Here is an 18,661-nt window from a genome sequence, read left to right as displayed (position 1 = left end):
CCCTATTTAATATATAGGTGAAAACTAATACATACCTCTAATGGTATAGTGTGGGGCGAGAACGAGTGATAAATGAGATGGGATATCGCTAATGTCTATGATTTTATTGGTATAAATGTTAGATTAACGCGCTAGGTACGGGGCTAGAAAAGTCATTATCTAGTAAAGTTATTGCCATTTTGTCTCGTGCCGATTTTCTGCAATTTTATCTAGGGTGAATCTTTATATTTTTAGTCTTAAATACTAAGGTTAAGCCTGTTTTTGATATTTTCATGTGAAAAGAGTGTGTTTTACACTTTATCACCATCGATACTGGCACAATTGACAGAATACTTTTTGAATTACAGTGGAAAGATTAATAGGACATAGAGTTGATTGATATCATAATAACGCAAGCACAACGGGGTGAATGGCAGCAATCTATCGATATGCTGGCACGAATAGCCCAGTGCGGGACCGCGTTATTACAGGTAGAGCAGACGGATAAGTTTGTTCCTATCAGTTATGCCAATATTACTCTTGAGCGACTCGAGAAGCTGCAATTGACTCGGGAGCAGGTTTATCGCTGCGATTCTACCCAATTGTCTGATGATAGCGAAACGCTAGTTGAACTCGACAGCGGTATTCAATGTTTGTTGCCAATCAACTGGCCAGCAGGTGCTCTGTTCGGCTATCTCTGTATCTGTCCCCCGACCGACATTCCGGCTCACTCTTTTCCAGCTCAACAAGCTGAACTTCGACGGTTATTGAAAGTTTTTGCCGATAGCATAGAGCTGGACTTAGCTCAGATTTATCGCCAATTTAAGCGCGACCAAAATTGTATGCGTGATGTGAGTCATCAGACTAGCCTGATAAGTTTGCAGGACTTCATCGATTGCATGAAAGAGCATGTCTGGGTGAAAGATGTATCTGGCCGCTACATGATGGTCAATCACAGTGTAGAGCTTGCGTGGAATCGCCCTCGAGAGCAGATCCTGAACTTCACCGATGATGAGCTATTTGAACCACGCTTGGCTAAGCATTTTATTGCCAGTGATATCGAATCTATTCGACAAGGAGTTCAAGTCAGTGCTGGTGAATGTGAGGGCTTAGATATCGGTGATGTCGACTCTTGGCTCGAAACGACTAAAGTGCCTGTCATCGATAACGACGGTGAGCTCACTGGGGTGATTGGGATCTCACGTAATATCTCTTCACATAAAGCGGCAAAAGATCAGCTTGAACTGGCTTCGAGAGTCTTCGAAAACTCGGTAGAGGGCGTGATTATTACCGATGTCGATGGAACGATTGTCAATGCTCATGGTGCCTTTAGCAAGATTACAGGTTACACGAAAGAGGAGCTGTTAGGGCTAAACCCGCGAGTACTTAACTCTGGACGTCATGAGAAAGCCTTTTTTACCACAATGTGGCGCGACTTGCTTAGCAAAGGCAAGTGGCACGGTGAGATCTGGAATCGCCGTAAGAGCGGCGCTATCTTTCCACAGCTGCTTAATATCAGTGCGGTTTATGATGATGAGCATCTGATCCAATATTTTGTCGCAGTATTTAACGATATCTCTGCACAAAAACAGAGTGAAGCCGAGCTTGCTAAGGTCGCATTTCACGACCCGTTGACTAAGCTGCCTAATCGTATGGCGCTTAATACCAGCTTAGAACAGGAGTTGAAGCAGGCGGGACACTGCAATACCCGTCTTGGGTTGGTCTATATCGATGTCGATCTCTTTAAGCAGATCAATGAAAGCTATGGCCACCCAGTTGGTGATGAGGTTCTACTTGAGCTGAGTCGCCGTTTTAGTCTGACCTTAGGTGACTTAGTTACCGCTGCGCGATTAGGTAGTGATGAGTTTGCGGTGATCCTACCCAATATTGACAGTAACGATACCCTACTGCTGCAGATTAACAATTTGCGTAAGGTGTTCGACCAGCCTTTTATCTTAGGCGAGTATGGTCAGGCGCGCCTCACGTCGAGCATGGGGGTGGCTATTTATCCCGATGATGCTGAGGATTGCAGCGGATTACTGGTTAATGCAGAAGTCGCGATGCATAGAGCTAAGCAAGATGGCCGTAATAATTGTGCCTTCTATACCGAGTCTCTGAATCAAGAGTCTGTCGCTAAACTTAAATTACAGAGTGCACTCCATGACGCCATAGAGCTCAATGCTTTGCATCTGGTGTATCAGCCAAAGATCTGTTTTAACACTGGCCAAGTGGTGGGGTTTGAGGCCTTACTGCGTTGGGACGATCCTGTTTTTGGCTCTATTTCTCCTGCTATCTTTATTCCATTGGCAGAAAAAATTGGCCTCATTCAAGATATTGGCCGCTGGGTGTTAAAGCGTGCTTGTGAACAGGGGCAGCGTTGGCGTGAACAAGGTGTTAGTTTTGGTCGAATCGCAGTGAATGTTGCTGGTCAGCAAATTCAGCGCAGCAGTTTTGTCGATGAAGTTGCAGAGATCCTTAAACAAACCGGCTTGCCTGCCAGTAGTTTAGAGCTCGAGGTGACGGAAAGTTGCATGATGTCAGAGCCTGAGCTTGTAAGCCAAGATTTAGCTAAACTAGGGCTGATGGGGGTCGAGTTATCGATCGATGACTTTGGTACTGGATACTCGTCTTTAAGCTACCTTAAAAAACTGCCGATCCATAAGCTTAAAATCGACCAGTCCTTCATTGCGGGCTTGCCTTTCGATACCCACAATACCGCGATAGCTAAGGCGATTATTGCTATGGGGCATGCCTTGAATCTAAAAGTGGTTGCTGAAGGAGTGGAGACGCAGCAGCAAGCCGATTTCTTAAAAGATAATCTGTGTGATCATGCACAGGGCTATTTTTACAGCAAGCCTAAACTGGTTGAAGAGCTGACAGCATTTTTGCATTGTTCGCCGCACGGTTAATCACTTAGTCAGACTCGCAGCGGCTCTGTGTTTAGATAGCAAAGTTGCTGATAGGTATTACCTCGCCAGGTTTCATCTGCTTAAGACGAATATTCCCAATTCTGACTCTAACCAGCCTTAAGGTTGGTAAGCCTACCGCTGCGGTCATCTTTCTCACTTGACGATTTTTACCTTCACCTATGGTGACTGAAAGCCAGCTTGTGGGACCGTGACGAGCATCGCGCACCTTTCTTCCGCGCTCCGGCAGGTTAGGTTCTGGAGCTAATTGCTCAACCTTGCAAGGCAAGGTTAGGTATTTACCACCGCTAATTCCAATTTCCACCCCTTGTCGTAGCAATGAAAGCTGCGCTTCACTGACTTCGCCATCAACCTGTACATAGTATTCTTTTTCAATGGTTTTACTACGAATAAGGTGACTCTGCATACCATCGGTTGTGAGCAATAATAGACCTTCGGAGTCATGATCCAGTCGGCCAATCGCCATGGTTTTATCTGGGAAATCGAACAGCTCACCAAGTAGTGGTTTGCTCTTACGGGTTTCTGGTACAAACTGACTTAAATATCGGTAGGGCTTATAAATCACATAGTGAAAATGCGTTTGCTCTGCCGGTAAACCCGTTTCTGACATGCTTGTGTTCCTTTAATAATGGCGCGCAATTATAGCCTGAATCGATGGCACTTGAGCGAGTGTTTGCTTCTGCTTCGATACCCTTGTCTAAATAATAGCTAATGACAGCGTTGTCATTTGAGGTTATAGTTATGTTACATGGTTAACTGCCACTAACACATATTGGATCAAGTTTATGCAAATCGTAATATTAAAAGACAGTGCCTCTGTTGCTGAATACGGCGCCAACATTTTTATTAAACAGCTGCAGAAAAAGGCTGATTCGGTATTGGGGTTAGCCACAGGATCGACTCCGGTGTCGCTCTATCAGGGGCTGATTGAGGCAAACAAGGCCAAGCTGATCGCTTTTAAGAATGTCACCACATTTAATCTAGATGAATACCTAGGTCTTGAGGGGACGCATCCGCAAAGTTACCGCTACTTTATGAACGAGCAGCTGTTCGATCATATTGATATCGATAAGAGCAAGACCTTCGTGCCACCAGGTGATGCCGCTAATCCGATTGCCGCTTGTCAGGGGTATGAAGATAAGATTAAGTCCGCAGGCGGCATCGATATTCAGCTGCTTGGCATCGGTCGTAATGGTCATATCGGCTTTAACGAGCCATCATCTGGGCTGATGTCTCGTACTCGAGTGAAGACCTTAACCAAGGCGACCATCGATGATAATGCGCGTTTCTTTGAGGCGGGTGAGTACCAGCCACACCTATCGATTACCATGGGCATTGGCACCATCTTGGATGCTAAGAAAGTAGTATTACTCGCGACGGGTGAGAATAAGGCTGATGCCATTAAAGCAACCGTTGAAGGGCCGCTTACCGCAGCTTGCCCTGCATCTGCACTGCAATTACATCAAGATGCGGTGCTGGTGATTGACGAAGCTGCAGCGTCTAAGTTATCGGACCGAGACTTTTATAAGCATATCGAAGCCGAGAACCAAAAGCTGATGGCAAGGTTAGGCTTGTAGGTTTACGCAGGCTAGTATTCATTTTAAAAAGACAAGCTTAGCTTGTCTTTTTACTTTTAAACTTACGTTTAGTTATTTTTCGGCTTAGGTTTAGATTAAGCCCTAAATTCAAATATAGTCGCATCGGTATTTGTTATTAGGCTGATAATATGTTTATTTTAAGTTGCCATGTGAGAGGCAACTGATATCGCCCAACTAGGTTAATAAATGGATTATAAATAACGTAATAAAGGGATTCGCAATGACTCAAGTACATCAGCCACTTAATGATTTTATTGAATACCCGCAAACTGAGATGCTTGAGCGCGCCGATGCTAACTACAAGCAGGTGCTGCGTCGCCACTCAATTCGTAAGTTTTCAGATAGAGCCGTCCCTAAAGCGATCATTGAAAAGTGTATTCTTGCGGCTGGCACTGCCCCCAACGGTGCCAACCATCAGCCTTGGCACTTTGTCGCCATCAATAGTCCCGAGATAAAGGCGCAAATTCGTCATGAGGCCGAAGCATTAGAGCGAGCCTTTTACGCCGGTCGTGCCGGGGAGGAGTGGCTCGATGCGCTAAAACCGCTAGGCACCAACGCTGATAAACCTTACCTTGAGCATGCGCCGTGGCTGATCGCGATTTTTAGCCAAAAGCGTAGCGAAGAGGAGGGCGAACAAAAGGCTAACTATTATGTGCATGAGTCGGTAGGTATCGCTACAGGCTTCCTTATTCAGGCGCTGCATCATGCCGGGCTTGGCACCTTGACCCACACTCCTAAACCTATGTCATTTCTAAGTAAGGTCTGCGGTCGCGACAACAGTAATGAGCGCCCCTATATGCTAATTATTGCCGGTTACCCAAGTGATGATGCGACCGTGCCTGAGCATGCACTGCAGAAAAAGTCCCTAGAAGAGATCTGCACTTTTTTATAAGCATCTAAACGTATAAATCGCCAAATCCATACTAACCACAGATAACTAAGCATAGCGAACCGAGTACAGCGATGGAAAAGCACAATATCTTGAAAGCATTACCACAAGACTTAATTGAAGAGGCGTTTGAGCCACTGGTTGAGCAAGGTGAACTACTGATTGAGCGCATCATTTCTAAAGCGCATATCACGCCTTTAGGGGAATGGTACGACCAACATCGCAGTGAGTGGGTGATGGTAATGCAGGGCGCAGCTAGGCTGGAATTTATTGATGGTGCGGTGATTGAGCTAAGCGCGGGGGAGTATCTTAATATACCGGCCCATGTAAAACATCGCGTGGCTTGGACTTGTGAAGAGGTCGAGACTATTTGGCTAGCGGTTCACTACTAAATACAAATTTGCTCAAAAATTGATTTTATATTAGCTAACGCCAAAGCTGGTCAATTTTGCTATAATCTTCGCCCAAAATATTTGTGTTAACCCTTTTTGAGTGATTTTTTATGAGCAATGTTGGCATCTATACTCCTAGCGATAAGCTCGACGAGACGCCTAAAGACGAGTCGCATTCTCCTGTGGAGAGACAAAATAACCGTTTAGAGCTGCTGGCTCCGGCAAAGAATGCTGACTTCGGTATTGAAGCGATCCGTCATGGTGCCGATGCCGTCTATATCGGTGGTCCAGCTTTCGGTGCGCGCGCCACAGCCGGTAACAGCGTCGAAGATATCGCGCGCTTATGTACCTTTGCTCACCAATATCACGCCCAAGTGTTTGTCGCCATCAATACTATCTTGATGGACGATGAGCTCGAAGCGGCACAAAAACTCATCTGGGAAGTGTATGAGGCGGGCGCCGATGCACTAATCGTACAAGATATGGGCATACTGCAGCTGGACTTGCCTCCGATAGCCTTGCATGCCAGCACGCAGATGGATAATCGTAGCCCAGAGAAAGTCGCCTTCTTAGAACAGGTCGGCTTCTCGCAGGTGGTATTGGCTCGTGAACTGGGTTTAAGCCAAATTCGTGAGGTTGCGGCTAACACTAATATGCAGATTGAGTTCTTTATTCATGGCGCATTGTGTGTGGCATTCAGTGGTTTGTGTAACTTAAGCCACTCATTTAGTAACCGCAGTGCTAACCGTGGTGAATGCTCACAGATGTGCCGTTTACCGGCAGACTTAAAGACTCGTCAAGGCGAGGTATTGGCGCAAAACGAGCACCTGTTATCCCTTAAAGATAATAATCAAACTGACAACTTAGAAGCCTTGATTGATGCGGGTGTGCGTTCATTTAAGATTGAAGGCCGTCTAAAAGATTTAAGCTATGTAAAGAACGTCACCGCCCATTATCGTCAAGAGCTAGACAAGATCATTGCTCGTCGTAGTGAGTTTGTTGCCTCATCCCATGGCCGCAGTGAGCATACTTTTACCCCAGATCCAGAAAAGACCTTTAACCGTGGTAAGACGGACTATTTTGTCCATGAGCGTAGCCAAGGTATGAATGATTTTCGCTCGCCGAAATATATCGGTGAAGAGGTCGCTAAGGTGAAGCGCATCGGCAATGACTTTATTGAAGTCGAATCTGAGCATAGTTTTAACAACGGCGATGGTTTGTGTTTCTTCCCAAGCGATTATGCCGAGGCCAAGCAGTCAGATGACAAGCTAAAGGGGCTGCGAGTTAACCGCGCTGACGGGCTAAAGCTGTTTGTGATGCGTATGCCTAAAGAGCTTAAAGTGGGTATGACCATTTACCGTAACCACAACCAAGCATTTGAAGCGGTATTAGCCAAAGAGTCGGCTAAGCGTATTATCGGCGTCGACTTAGTCTTGGCCGACACTGCTGACGGTGTATCACTGACCATGACCGATGTTTATGGACATAGCGCGATTCAGTCTTTGGTGATCGAAAAAACCGCTGCAACCGATATCGAGAAAACGCAGCAAGGTTTGCGTAAGCAGCTTGCTAAACTGGGTAGCACCGATTTTAAGGCCCACAATATTAGTATCGAAACCAGCGATACCTGGTTTATTCCAACCTCTTTGCTCAATGGTCTTCGCCGTGACACTGTAGCGGCACTAGAGCAGGCTAGAGTGGATGGTTATCAGCGTCCTAAAGCGTGGAAATATAACCAAGATGCCGTTTATCCGGTTAAGCATTTGAGCTATTTAGGTAATGTGGCTAACGAGCAAGCTAAAGCCTTTTATCAACGTCATGGTGTGATTGAAATCCAAGATACCTACGAGAAAAACGGTATCACTGAAGATGTACCATTAATGGTAACTAAGCACTGTTTACGTTTTAACTTTAATCTTTGTCCAAAAGAAGTCCCTGGGATCAAGGCTGATCCAATGGTATTAGAAATTGGTAAAGATGTGCTTAAGCTAGTGTTTGACTGCCCGAAATGTGAAATGATGGTTGTCGGTGAAAACAGACAGGTTCGCTCAACGGACTAAACCGTCGAGCCTGATTCACCAACTTAAGTTTCACTTGCTTAACAACTATTAAGGAAAATAGACGATGGGATTATTAGATTCATTGATGGGCAACGCTTCGGAAGTCAATCTTGAGGAGCTAACTCAAGAGTTGAGTCCGATTATGGCTGATGATGAAAGGTTAACCTTAGCCTATAAGGTGATCCGCGATATGTTCGTCTTTACTAATAAGCGTCTGATCTTAATTGATAAGCAGGGCGTGACAGGTAAAAAGGTGAGTTATCACTCGGTGCCTTATAAGTCTATCACTCACTTTGAGGTGGAAACCGCTGGCACCTTCGATATGGATTCTGAGCTGAAGATCTGGATCTCGGGCCAAAAAGATCCATTGGTGAAAGAGCTTAAACGCGGTACCGATGTGGTGGGGATCCAAAAGACCATCGCCAATCTTTCTTTATAGTTCAGCTTTATAGGTCTTCTTTATAGGCAATAACGCTGTCATTGAGGCGCAATCAGTAATGGTTGCGCCTTATTGTTTTAAGGGATGAGCACAACCTCGTCGAGAGCTTTTTATATAAACCCGCTGAAGGCTCTTTATATCAAGACTTCGTTGAGGACTCTTTATATAAACCCCGCTGAAGGCCCTTTATATCAAAAGCTCGTTGATGACTCTTTATATAAACCTTGCTGAATGCTCTTTATATCAAAAGCTCGTTGATGACTCTTTATATAAACCTCGCTGAAGGCTCTTTATATCAAAAGCTCGTTGAGGACTCTTTATATAAACCCCGCTGAAGGCTCTTTATATCAAAAGCTCGTTGATGACTCTTTATATAAACCCCGCTGAAGGCTCTTTATATAAACCCCGCTGAAGGCTCTTTATATCAAAAGCTCGTTGATGGCTCTTTATATAAACCCCGCTGAAGACTCTTTATATAAACATCGCTGAAGACTCTTTATATCAAGACTTCGTTGAGGACTCTATCCCAGTTTTTGCCCATGATCTTGTCGCGCTCTAAGCTGGTAAACCCAGCTTTGCCCAGTGCCATGTCGATACGGTTCATGCGCTCGATATGGTTAAGCTCGGGGATCACCACATGCTCAGGCTCGACATCGTAGCCGAGTACCTGTTTTGCTCGTAGGCTGTACCACCAGTCCAAATACTGTTTTACGCCCTCGGCATTATTATTGTTGAGTTCGAGTAGTGTTTTTTGCCCTCGCAGCGGATAGTCATTGGCGATGGCGACCGCATCGATACCGCCGACATTAGCAACATGCTTTAGCTGAGCGATGTAGTGCTCCGTGGTAGGGACCTTGTCGTTAGTTAGCCAAAAGCTCATCATAAACACCCCAAATAAGCCGCCTGTATCGGCAATCGCTTTGATAACGTTATCGGGAGAGCAGCGAGCATGGTTTACGATTGCTCGAGCAGCGCCATGGCTCTGTACTATGGGCGACTGGCTAACATGTGCAGTATCTAGTGCCGTTTGTACGCTGGAGTGGCTAATATCGACCAGGATATTTTCACTATTGAGCTTGTCGATAAGTGCAATGCCTGCAGACGTTAAGGGCTGATTGAGGCCGCCACTGGCATCATTATCCAGTGCACCGCCGCTAAAGGCGTTGCCATAGTGGTGGGTCAACTGCAGCACGCGTAAGCCCTTATCGTAAAACTCATCGACTTGGCTAAGGTCTGTGTCGATGCTCTGTTCAACACAGTCAGCGCCTTGTATTTGAAAGAATACTGCTGTTCGCTCTGTGTGTTTGGCAAGATTAACATCTTTGCCGGTTAAGCCGAGAAGTAACTTGTCAGGATTCGCTTCAACTCGCTGTTTAGCCTCGCTAATGCTCTTGATACAGGCCTTATAGCTACGCTTATAGTTGGTGGTACCATCGGCTTGTTTGATCGCTTCGATATCGGAGATATCGCAAATATAAGCATCGATATTAGATGCTGTGGCATCGTTGAGATCATCGGGAAGGAAGCACAAGCCATCGACATAGAGGCGCTGCTTAGAGTCCCAGGCTGCTGAGGGATTAGCTGCAAACCTAGAATGAGTCGCGGCAAACGCTGGTAAAGCACCAAATTGGCTCAGAAGCCCCGCGGCACCTAAGGCTTTGAGCAGTTGGCGACGATTGGCGAAGTGATGCATGCTGCTTCCCTGTATTGATTATTATTTTTCCACAATGTTACCTTAGCCGTTATGTGTTTTCGAGTGCTGCACCTAGGTGCTCGAATAAACTCAATATATTAGACAAAAGGAGTTGGTTTATGTGGTCGGTGACTTTTCAAAATGACAGAAGGCGTACTGCATCTTATAAAACGGAGAAGGGAGCGCTGAAGGCAATATGGAAATGGCTTAAAGTGAATGAGGGGCATGCTGTATTTCTTGCTCCCGAAGCCGAGCCCAAGGTTTTTACTGATAGTGAGGAGCTACCTTTTAGTGAGCCAACAGAGCTGGATTTCTATAGCTCAGGAAAGTGGTTAAGGGTAAGGGCTAAAGCATTCGAGTTATACAATAACAGCTGTGCATGTTGTGGAGATACGCCATCAAGGGGCGCTATATTGCATGTAGACCACATTAAGCCTCGCTCTCAATATCCTGAACTAGCTCTGGATATTGAGAATCTGCAGATCCTTTGCGAAGCATGTAATAAAGGCAAGTCGAACCTTTCAGAAAAAAAGTGGCGTTAATTGTTTATCTAGCTTACTCAGCGGCGACTTTTATTGCCTTGGCGAGTGCCAGTAAGCCATTGGTGCGTGAGGGGCTGAGCTGACCCTGAAGCCCGAGCTGAGTAAAATAGCAGTCTGGGCTGAATGCACCGATCTCGTTGCTGGTTTTGCCATTGCAAGCAATTAATAGCAGGGCAATTAAGCCTTTGACGATGCGGGCGTCACTGTCGGCGATAAAGTAGTGTTTACCGTCAATTTCACTGTGATACAGCCAGGCATTACTCTCACAGCCACGAACCTGTGCGCTTTCAACGCGCAGGTTATCATCAAGCTTTGGCAGGCTCTTACCTAATAGCATGATCTGACGATAGCGCTCCTGCCAGTTACCCGCTTGTTCAAATAACTCCACGGTTGCTGCGGTATCATTTTCAAGGGTTAATGCTAAAAACTGCTCTGCAGAGGGTTGAACTGACTGACTCATACTCGACCTAAATTAATGATTAATAATAAATAACAAATCGTGCTTAGCTTTTATAGGACCTAGAACGCTTCGCTGCGAGGACGGGCTACGCCCTACTAGGAACAACAAAAGCCGCAAGCACCATCTTTACTGTTTGTTAGCTTTTGCTTTTCCGGCTTTACTCGGCTGTTACCGTCTCAGCCTGTACCGTCTTAGCTTTTCCTAGCACCTGCTTTTCCTAGCACCTAGAACCTTCTTTAAACCTAGAACCTATCTTTTATAACAACAGCTCTTTTACTGACTCCATCGCCGCAATAAAGCGGTCGATATCGGCCTTATTAGTATAAACCCCAATCGAGGCGCGGCAGCAGCCTTTTAAACTAAGGCTTTGCATCAAGGGCATAGCGCAGTGGTGGCCGCAGCGCACCGCGATCCCCTGCTGATCTAATAAGATGCCCACATCTTGATGGTGCTCATCGGCAAGGTTAAAGGCAACCGCGCCGATATTGTCCTTATGAGCGCCATAAAGCACCACATCGCCCAACTTCTCTAGGGCATCTTGCAAGTAATTGAGTAGCTCTCGCTCTTTTGCATGGATCTGAGCAGTGGGTAAAGCTTGAATAAAGTCGATAGCGGCGCCTAGACCGATAACCTCGGCAATTGGTGGCGTACCCGCTTCGAGTCTGTTGGGGAGTTGATTGAACTCGGTAGCCTCAAAGCTGACCGTTTTTATCATCTCACCGCCAGTCATTAGCGGACTTAAGCTGTCTAACATATCGAAGCGGCCATATAACACGCCAATTCCCGTTGGCCCATACATCTTGTGGCCCGAAAAGACATAGAAGTCACAATCGATACTCTGAACATCGACGTTCAAATGAGCAATAGCCTGAGCACCGTCTACTAAGGTGATGGCACCAGCCTGTTTGGCTTTGCTGACGAGCTCTTTAACCGGATTAACCGTACCTAGGGCATTCGATACATGACTCAGGGCAACGATGGCGGGGTTTTGCTGTAACAGCGCCTCAAATGCGTCAATATCTAAGCGACAATCTTGGGTGAGGGGGATCGGCTTTATCACTGCGCCAGTGCGCTTGGCGAGTTCCTGCCAAGGCACGATATTAGCGTGGTGAGCAGCGCTATCGATTAAGATCAGGCTACCTTGCTTTATGTGCGCAGTTAAACCATTGGCAACGGTATTTATCGACTCTGTGGTGCCGTGGGTAAAGATGATCTCTTCACGGCTATTGGCATTTATGAACTGGCGCAGTTTATCTCGCACCGCTTCGTACTGGCTGGTGGCACGTGCCGATAGCTGATGAGCTGCACGATGCACATTGGCATTATCATATTGATAATAGTGATTCATGGCATCGATCACCTGCTGGGGCTTTTGACTCGTGGCCGCGGTGTCTAAATAACACAGAGGGTAGCCGTCATTAGATTGAGCAAGAGTTGGGAACTGTGATCGCAGCGTTTGGAGATCCATTAATTGATCCAAGGTTATCGATAAAAATAAAAGGCGCTCGGATCTTGTAAGATCTGAGCGCCTAAAGCAAGTTTAGACTATTAAAAGCCTTACTTTAAGGGCAAGGGAAGCGATAAAGCAGTGCTAGCTCATCTAAGCGTAGTTGTAACTCAGGAGAAATGGCGCAGTGAATGCTGTCGATATTCTCTTTTAGCTGCTCAAGATTGGTGGCGCCAATGATGTTTGATGCGACAAACTTTCGCGAGTTAACAAAGGCAAGTGCCATCTGCGCTGGGCTCATATTGAATTCACGTGCAAGCTCGACATAGGCATTGGTCGCTTCGAGTGCCATCTGGGTGCCTGTATAGCGTGCGAAGCGCTTAAACAGGGTCATTCTCGCGCCCTCAGGCCATTGGTCATTGAGGTATTTACCCGAGAGTGCACCGAAGGCCAGTGGAGAGTAAGCCAATAGCGGTACCTCTTCGCGGTGACTGATCTCCGCCATTCCCACTTCATAGCTGCGGTTAAGTAGGTTATAGGGGTTCTGTACCGAGATGATTTTAGGTAGGCCGTGCTTCTCGGCAAGGCGTAGGTACTCCATAAAGCCCCAAGGTGTCTCGTTGGAGATGCCGATATAGCGGATCTTGCCAGCATTCACTAAGTCGCCTAAGGCTTCAAGAGTGTCGATAATCGGGGTGAGCTTCTCATGGTCATCTTGCTGGTTGTAGCTTAGTTCACCAAAAAAATTGGTGTGTCTATCGGGCCAGTGAACCTGATACAGATCGATAGTCTCGATTTGCAGACGTTCGAGGGAGGCATCGACCGCAGCATGAATATTACGCCAATCTAAAGCCATGTTAGGGCGGATATAATCGCTTTTGCCACCGGGGGCGGCGACCTTGGTGGCGATCACTAAGTTATCACGATTGCCCCTTTGTTTTAGATAGTTGCCTAGAATGCGCTCGGTCTCACCTTGGGTCTCTGCCTCGGGAGGGACTGGGTACATCTCGGCGGTATCGATAAAGTTAACTCCTTCACCAATAGCATAATCTAGCTGCTCGAAGGCTTGAGCTTGCGTGTTTTGCGCGCCCCAGGTCATGGTGCCTAAACAGATTTGGCTTACATTTAAACTCGAATGTGAAAGACGTCTATATTCCATAAATAACTCACTTCTACGCAAATGCGGTTTTATTTGAGGCTAGCAAGCTTTCGCTATAAAAACCATTAACTTATCACTGGTTTGATGCTTACCTCATGCAAATAGATTAGTCGTTAGATAGCGACCGTAACATGGCTATCTCACAGGCATCGTGACCAGTATTGCCTAGCGGACTATCGAGATGTTTAAACTCTAAAGATTCATAGAGCCTTATTGCTTCGATTAGATTGGCGGTGGTTTCTAAATAGCAGGAGTCAAAGCCTTGTTCGCTCGCAAATCGCAGGCCTTGCAGAGCTAAACGCTTGGCAAAGCCCTTCCCGCGTACTTCGGGTAGGAAGTACATCTTCTGTAATTCACAGACTCCATTTTCACCTGCAAGGGGAGCGATACCTGCACCGCCCAAGATCTTGTTATCAAGTTCGATCACCCAGTAACGAGCATTATCAGCCTGATACTCTTCACTGAGGCTATCGAGACTCTTATCTGCCACGCCGTAGCCTTTATCGGCGGTGAGACCATATTCATCTGATACCTGACGGATCACTTGGGCGATATGGGGGTTATCTCTCACCTCAATCTCTCTAACAATGAAGCCATTTTGAGATTTCGACTGCTTGATCGCCTTATTATAGTGACCCAAAGCGATTTCGAGTGACAAGATCTGCTCTTGAGTGAGTTGCGCCATAATTTCGCTAAAGAGTTGGTTCTGCTGCTGATCGAGCTTATTGAGTAGTTTTTTACCCTTAGGTGAAAGCTGCACCACTAAGCTGCGGTTGTCTCTCGGGTTAGGCTGGGATTTAGCAAAGCCCTTATCGACTAGCTGACTCACGGCTCGGCTGGCATTGGATTTATCGATATTAAGATTATCGGCCAGCTGTTTGATGGAGTGCTGGCTTTCGCCAAGTTCAATTAGGCTGTGGGCTTGAATTGGGGATAACGGCAGGTTGCCGCAGGCTGCATCTAATAAGCCTAATTGACGGATTAACTGTCTAGAGAGGCGACGTAACTGCGAAGAGGCAATAGAACAGTTTGGCAGAGCTTGATTCATCGAATAGTGTTTGTCAGTTGCGATTAACAACTAACTTACAGGGCTAATTATCAAAATCAAGCGTCTTAAGTAAAAAATAATAAAGTGTATGCTAATTAATGTACAGTTCTGGGTGTAGAATAGGCGCCATTGCGAGAATGATAGCTTGAGTGTATACACTCTGACGACTGGCATGGCCGTTTGTCAGTAGTGCGATAGCGCCGCCTTTCTGCTTAATATTGACCGTATTAAATAGCTTATCCATCACTGACCCCAGCTCTTCCCCTTGAGTAAGTGCTTGATAAACAGATATGGGAAGCGGCAGTAAGGCGCTACGTCCAATGCTGACTTGTTTCTTGTAGGCAATCGCAATATAGGCAAAGGTCGCTGGTCCATGCTCAAACTGATCTACTCCTCCTTCCATCGCTAAAAAAAAGTCGGCTTGATGGCGAGCTTGGCAGTGCTTGACACGATTGATTGCACCTAAGCGAGTTTCGGCTTCAGTCATAGGCTGATCGCGTACCAGTGAGGGAGCGCTAACGCCTTGGCATTCGATATCGCTATCGGGAAAAAGAGTCGTTAAGGCTGCTTGTGCAGCACCAACTTTAACTGGGTTTGTTGAGCCAACGATGACTGTAATGGTGTCTTTCATGGAGTGTGTCTTTAACTCATGTAGGGAGATTTTATAGCGCTAGTCTATTGGATTTTCGTTTTGGCTTCACCTTGAATGAGATGTTCGCAAACGTTACTTGTTTAGCACTTGAGTAACTCTGGTTTACTTATGCTCAATAAATTTTTACAAGATTTATCATTAGATTAGCTAATGACAGAGTAAATTCTGACATTAAAAGCTGTGATCGGCTTCAAAAAGTAACGTTGGGTTGGCGGGTTAGGTCTTTAAATCGTGCTTTATGTGATCTATGTCCGATAGCAAGTTTTCCTAATTCGACTGAGTACATGAGCAATTCATGATTTAAGTAATGTTAATGTTAATTTAAGGTTCGGTTGGGTTGCGATAGTGATGATTAAATGAAAACTTATTACATAATTTAAGAGATCTAGCTCTCAATTTGATTAGGATTTGAAAATCAATTACAGAATGTGAACTCAGATCAATATTTGGGCCATGCATTAGGATATTCTTAACCGCGAAATTACTCCTGAGATCAAAATTTACTGGTGTTTCTCAGCACCTTCAAGGTAACAAGAATGCAAAAAGACGCGATCTGTACACAAGAAGTGGTACAAAATGATACGGCAACGACTAAGTCAATGCCTTGGACACGTCAAGATACGACTTGGATGTTGAGTTTGTTTGGTACAGCTGTTGGTGCCGGAATCTTATTCCTACCAATTAACGCTGGTATGGGTGGTTTTTGGCCGTTAATGATGATGGTTGCTATCATCGGTCCAATGACTTACCTAGCTCACCGTGGATTATCACGTTTTGTTTGCTCATCAAGCAAGCCAGGCAGTGACATCACCCACGTAGTAGAAGAGCATTTTGGTGTGGGTGCGGGTAAGGCAATTACTTTGCTTTATTTCTTTGCTATCTACCCAATTGTTTTGATTTACGGTGTGGGTATTACCAACACTGTTGATAGCTTTATTGTTAACCAGCTAGGCATGGCATCGCCACCACGCTTCATTTTATCAGGAGTATTAATTCTTGGCATGATGTCAGTGATGGTTGCTGGTGAAAAAATGATGCTTAAAGTGACTCAGCTATTGGTATACCCACTAGTTGCGATTTTGGCATTCATGTCTATTTATCTGATCCCTGATTGGAAAGCTGACGCACTACAAGTTGTGCCAAGCACAGTAGACTTCTTAGGTACGGTTTGGTTGACTATCCCTGTACTAATTTTTGCCTTTAACCACTCGCCAGCGATCTCTCAGTTCTCTGTGTCGCTTAAGCGTGAACATGGTGTAAATGCAGCGCGTAAAGCAGACGTGATTCTACGTAACACCACATTTATGTTGGTTGGTTTCGTGATGATGTTTGTTATCTCATGTGTATTAGCACTATCGCCAGCGCAACTTGCTGAAGCGAAATCGATGAACTTGCCAATTCTTTCTTACTTGGCAAACGTGCATGAAAGTGGATTTGTAAGCTACTTCGGTCCATTCATTGCTTTCGTTGCGATTATCTCTTCTTTCTTCGGTCACTACATGGGTGCTACTGAAGGTATGAAAGGGCTTATTACTAAGCAACTACGCTCAAGTGGAAAAGAAGTTTCTGATTCTAAACTGAACAAGTTTATTTTAGGTTTCATGTTCTTCACTATCTGGGGCGTGGCAATTATCAACCCAAGCATCTTGGGTATGATTGAAGCGCTAGGTGGTCCAATCATTGCGGCTATCCTTTACCTAATGCCAATGTATGCGATTCACAAAGTGCCAGCTTTGGCAGCGTACCGTGGTCGCTTCAGCAACATCTTTGTTGTGGTAGCAGGTCTACTTGCAATGACTGCGATTCTATTTGGTTTGATGTCTTAAGAAGATATTGCTGGGCGCTTAAAGATTGCATGCGAGCATCTTAAAGCGCCCAGTTTTTATTAGTTCCATTTGTTTGACTTAGCCAGGAATTCTCCCGGCTTTTCCTCTTTTTCCGAGGTGATTTTTATGTTTAGCGCATTTGATATTTTTAAGATAGGTGTGGGCCCGTCGAGCTCTCACACTGTCGGGCCGATGAAGGCCGCCAAAGAGTTTGTCGACGATGTACGTCAATCGGGTCAGTTAGAACAAGTGACTCGCTTAGGTGTAGAAATTTTTGGTTCTTTATCTTTAACCGGTAAAGGTCACCATACCGATATCGCTATCATCGTTGGTCTAGGTGGTAACTCGCCTGAGAGTGTTGATATTGACGCGATCCCAGGTTTTATCGCTCAAGTTGAACAGACGCAAAAGTTACCTATGGGCCAAGAAAAGCACCTTGTAGACTTCGGTCTAGATGCCGTTCTGTTCCATGACTATGCCTTACCATTACACGAAAACGGCATGAAACTGCACGCTTACAAGGGCGATGAGCTATTGATGAGCAAGACTTATTACTCAACAGGTGGTGGTTTCATCGTTGAAGAGTCTAAGTTCGGTAAAGAAGCTGAAAACCCTGTAGAAGTCCCTTATCCGTTCAACTTTGCAGACGAGCTGTTAGCAACGTGTCAAGAGACCGGCATGAGCATCAGTAGCATCATGTTCAAGAACGAACTGGCCTTCAACAGCGAGCAAGCGATTTATGATGGTTTTGGCGCTGTATGGGAAACCATGCGTCAAGCGATTGAAAAAGGCTGCCAGACTGAAGGTGTGCTTGCTGGTCCACTAAAAGTGGCTCGTCGTGCACCTGCGCTTTACCGTCAACTATTGACAGGTGAGCGTCTATCTAGCGACCCAATGGAGATCGTGGACTGGATCAACGTATTCGCCATGGCAGTGAGTGAAGAGAACGCAGCCGGTGGCCGTGTGGTAACTTCACCAACTAATGGCGCAGCGGGTATTATCCCTGCGGTATTGGCTTATTACGATAAGTTCATCAAGCCTGTTGGTAAGCAAGAGTACACACGATTCTTCCTAGCGGCAGCAGCAATTGGCTCTCTATATAAGCGTAACGCTTCTATCTCTGGTGCCGAAGTGGGTTGTCAGGGTGAAGTGGGTGTAGCTTGTTCTATGGCGGCAGCAGGTCTTGCTGAGATCATGGGTGGCAATGCGGCGCAAGTTTGTATGGCGGCAGAGATTGGCATGGAGCACAATCTAGGTTTGACTTGTGACCCTGTTGCTGGTCAAGTTCAGGTACCATGTATCGAGCGTAATGCGATTGCAGCGGTTAAGGCGATCAACTCATCACGTATGGCGATGCGCCGTAACTGTGCACCAAAAGTCAGCTTAGACAAAGTGATTGCGACTATGCTTGAGACGGGCAAAGATATGCACGTTAAGTACCGTGAAACTAGCCAAGGTGGTTTGGCTATCAAGGTAACTAGCATCTGCGGTTAACTCCTATTGTCAGGCTCTGTCTGAAATAGAATCGCAAAAAAAGGCCATCTACTGAT

General features: G+C 45.8%; 16 protein-coding genes. 9 read left to right on the top strand and 7 right to left on the bottom strand.

Annotation, left to right across the window (positions count from 1 at the left end; genetic code table 11):
- Window positions 1–428: 428 nt before the first annotated feature.
- Window positions 429–2,888 carry a putative bifunctional diguanylate cyclase/phosphodiesterase gene (locus tag JMA39_RS04765; protein WP_202720825.1) on the top strand — a complete coding sequence of 820 codons (2,460 nt, stop codon included), beginning with the start codon at window positions 429–431 and terminating at the stop codon, window positions 2,886–2,888.
- Between the two features lie 31 nt (window positions 2,889–2,919).
- On the opposite strand, the gene JMA39_RS04760 is transcribed toward JMA39_RS04765, so the two are convergent.
- Window positions 2,920–3,516: a pseudouridine synthase gene (locus JMA39_RS04760; protein WP_202720674.1), complete on the bottom strand. Its 597-nt coding sequence runs from the start codon at window positions 3,514–3,516 to the stop codon at window positions 2,920–2,922.
- Between the two features lie 175 nt (window positions 3,517–3,691).
- Between JMA39_RS04760 and nagB the strand changes: the two genes are divergently transcribed.
- The 5 genes from nagB (at window position 3,692) to JMA39_RS04735 (ending at window position 8,284) form a co-directional block, all read left to right on the top strand.
- On the top strand, window positions 3,692–4,483 hold the full coding sequence (nagB, locus tag JMA39_RS04755; protein WP_202720673.1) for a glucosamine-6-phosphate deaminase: 792 nt from the start codon (window positions 3,692–3,694) through the stop codon (window positions 4,481–4,483).
- A gap of 241 nt (window positions 4,484–4,724) precedes the next feature.
- Window positions 4,725–5,396, top strand: coding sequence for a nitroreductase family protein (locus tag JMA39_RS04750; protein WP_202720672.1), 672 nt, complete (start codon window positions 4,725–4,727; stop codon window positions 5,394–5,396).
- 71 nt (window positions 5,397–5,467) lie between these two features.
- Window positions 5,468–5,785, top strand: coding sequence for a cupin domain-containing protein (locus JMA39_RS04745; RefSeq protein ID WP_202720671.1), 318 nt, complete (start codon window positions 5,468–5,470; stop codon window positions 5,783–5,785).
- A 110-nt stretch (window positions 5,786–5,895) separates the two neighbouring features.
- Complete coding sequence (locus JMA39_RS04740) at window positions 5,896–7,845, top strand: peptidase U32 family protein (RefSeq protein ID WP_202720670.1); 1,950 nt, start codon at window positions 5,896–5,898, stop codon at window positions 7,843–7,845.
- A 64-nt stretch (window positions 7,846–7,909) separates the two neighbouring features.
- Window positions 7,910–8,284, top strand: a complete 375-nt coding sequence (locus tag JMA39_RS04735; protein WP_202720669.1) for a PH domain-containing protein — start codon at window positions 7,910–7,912, stop codon at window positions 8,282–8,284.
- Between the two features lie 496 nt (window positions 8,285–8,780).
- On the opposite strand, the gene JMA39_RS04730 is transcribed toward JMA39_RS04735, so the two are convergent.
- Window positions 8,781–9,977, bottom strand: a complete 1,197-nt coding sequence (locus JMA39_RS04730; protein WP_237732608.1) for a membrane dipeptidase — start codon at window positions 9,975–9,977, stop codon at window positions 8,781–8,783.
- Between the two features lie 119 nt (window positions 9,978–10,096).
- On the opposite strand from JMA39_RS04730, the gene JMA39_RS04725 reads away from it, so the two are divergent.
- Window positions 10,097–10,519 (top strand): HNH endonuclease, encoded by a 423-nt coding sequence (locus tag JMA39_RS04725; RefSeq protein WP_202720668.1) that lies wholly within the window; start codon window positions 10,097–10,099, stop codon window positions 10,517–10,519.
- Window positions 10,520–10,532: 13 nt separating this feature from the next.
- Here JMA39_RS04725 and JMA39_RS04720 read toward each other — a convergent pair whose 3' ends face one another.
- From JMA39_RS04720 to yjjX, 5 genes are all read right to left on the bottom strand, one after another.
- On the bottom strand, window positions 10,533–10,979 hold the full coding sequence (locus JMA39_RS04720) for a SufE family protein (protein ID WP_202720667.1): 447 nt from the start codon (window positions 10,977–10,979) through the stop codon (window positions 10,533–10,535).
- 256 nt (window positions 10,980–11,235) lie between these two features.
- The gene (locus JMA39_RS04715; RefSeq protein ID WP_202720666.1) at window positions 11,236–12,447 is read right to left on the bottom strand and encodes a cysteine desulfurase; all 1,212 of its coding nucleotides are present in this window, start codon (window positions 12,445–12,447) and stop codon (window positions 11,236–11,238) included.
- 94 nt (window positions 12,448–12,541) lie between these two features.
- Window positions 12,542–13,585, bottom strand: coding sequence for an NADP(H)-dependent aldo-keto reductase (locus tag JMA39_RS04710; protein ID WP_202720665.1), 1,044 nt, complete (start codon window positions 13,583–13,585; stop codon window positions 12,542–12,544).
- A 106-nt stretch (window positions 13,586–13,691) separates the two neighbouring features.
- Window positions 13,692–14,633 (bottom strand): bifunctional helix-turn-helix transcriptional regulator/GNAT family N-acetyltransferase, encoded by a 942-nt coding sequence (locus JMA39_RS04705; protein WP_202720664.1) that lies wholly within the window; start codon window positions 14,631–14,633, stop codon window positions 13,692–13,694.
- 91 nt (window positions 14,634–14,724) lie between these two features.
- Window positions 14,725–15,264: an inosine/xanthosine triphosphatase gene (yjjX, locus tag JMA39_RS04700; protein WP_202720663.1), complete on the bottom strand. Its 540-nt coding sequence runs from the start codon at window positions 15,262–15,264 to the stop codon at window positions 14,725–14,727.
- A gap of 557 nt (window positions 15,265–15,821) precedes the next feature.
- Here yjjX and JMA39_RS04695 point away from each other — a divergent pair.
- Together JMA39_RS04695 and JMA39_RS04690 are read left to right on the top strand one after the other, a co-directional pair.
- Complete coding sequence (locus tag JMA39_RS04695) at window positions 15,822–17,111, top strand: HAAAP family serine/threonine permease (RefSeq protein ID WP_202720662.1); 1,290 nt, start codon at window positions 15,822–15,824, stop codon at window positions 17,109–17,111.
- Window positions 17,112–17,237: 126 nt separating this feature from the next.
- Entirely contained in the window at window positions 17,238–18,605 is a 1,368-nt protein-coding gene (locus JMA39_RS04690; protein WP_202720661.1) for an L-serine ammonia-lyase, read from the top strand.
- Window positions 18,606–18,661: the final 56 nt, after the last annotated feature.

Source organism: Shewanella schlegeliana (assembly GCF_016765635.1).
Taxonomy (GTDB): Bacteria; Pseudomonadota; Gammaproteobacteria; order Enterobacterales; family Shewanellaceae; genus Shewanella; species Shewanella schlegeliana.
Note: the sequence above shows the minus strand (reverse complement) of the source record. Positions and strands in the feature narration are given on the sequence as shown.

Excerpts from the sequence above, each read along its gene's own strand:
- JMA39_RS04690 (WP_202720661.1), top strand. The coding sequence starts at position 17,238 with ATGTTTAGCGCATTTGATATTTTTAAGATAGGTGTGGGCCCGTCGAGC.
- JMA39_RS04730 (WP_237732608.1), bottom strand. The coding sequence starts at position 9,977 with ATGCATCACTTCGCCAATCGTCGCCAACTGCTCAAAGCCTTAGGTGCC.
- JMA39_RS04710 (WP_202720665.1), bottom strand. The coding sequence starts at position 13,585 with ATGGAATATAGACGTCTTTCACATTCGAGTTTAAATGTAAGCCAAATC.
- JMA39_RS04715 (WP_202720666.1), bottom strand. The coding sequence starts at position 12,447 with ATGGATCTCCAAACGCTGCGATCACAGTTCCCAACTCTTGCTCAATCT.
- yjjX (WP_202720663.1), bottom strand. The coding sequence starts at position 15,264 with ATGAAAGACACCATTACAGTCATCGTTGGCTCAACAAACCCAGTTAAA.
- JMA39_RS04765 (WP_202720825.1), top strand. The coding sequence starts at position 429 with ATGCTGGCACGAATAGCCCAGTGCGGGACCGCGTTATTACAGGTAGAG.
- JMA39_RS04760 (WP_202720674.1), bottom strand. The coding sequence starts at position 3,516 with ATGTCAGAAACGGGTTTACCGGCAGAGCAAACGCATTTTCACTATGTG.
- JMA39_RS04740 (WP_202720670.1), top strand. The coding sequence starts at position 5,896 with ATGAGCAATGTTGGCATCTATACTCCTAGCGATAAGCTCGACGAGACG.
- JMA39_RS04745 (WP_202720671.1), top strand. The coding sequence starts at position 5,468 with ATGGAAAAGCACAATATCTTGAAAGCATTACCACAAGACTTAATTGAA.
- JMA39_RS04735 (WP_202720669.1), top strand. The coding sequence starts at position 7,910 with ATGGGATTATTAGATTCATTGATGGGCAACGCTTCGGAAGTCAATCTT.
- JMA39_RS04695 (WP_202720662.1), top strand. The coding sequence starts at position 15,822 with ATGCAAAAAGACGCGATCTGTACACAAGAAGTGGTACAAAATGATACG.
- JMA39_RS04725 (WP_202720668.1), top strand. The coding sequence starts at position 10,097 with ATGTGGTCGGTGACTTTTCAAAATGACAGAAGGCGTACTGCATCTTAT.
- JMA39_RS04705 (WP_202720664.1), bottom strand. The coding sequence starts at position 14,633 with ATGAATCAAGCTCTGCCAAACTGTTCTATTGCCTCTTCGCAGTTACGT.
- JMA39_RS04750 (WP_202720672.1), top strand. The coding sequence starts at position 4,725 with ATGACTCAAGTACATCAGCCACTTAATGATTTTATTGAATACCCGCAA.
- JMA39_RS04720 (WP_202720667.1), bottom strand. The coding sequence starts at position 10,979 with ATGAGTCAGTCAGTTCAACCCTCTGCAGAGCAGTTTTTAGCATTAACC.
- nagB (WP_202720673.1), top strand. The coding sequence starts at position 3,692 with ATGCAAATCGTAATATTAAAAGACAGTGCCTCTGTTGCTGAATACGGC.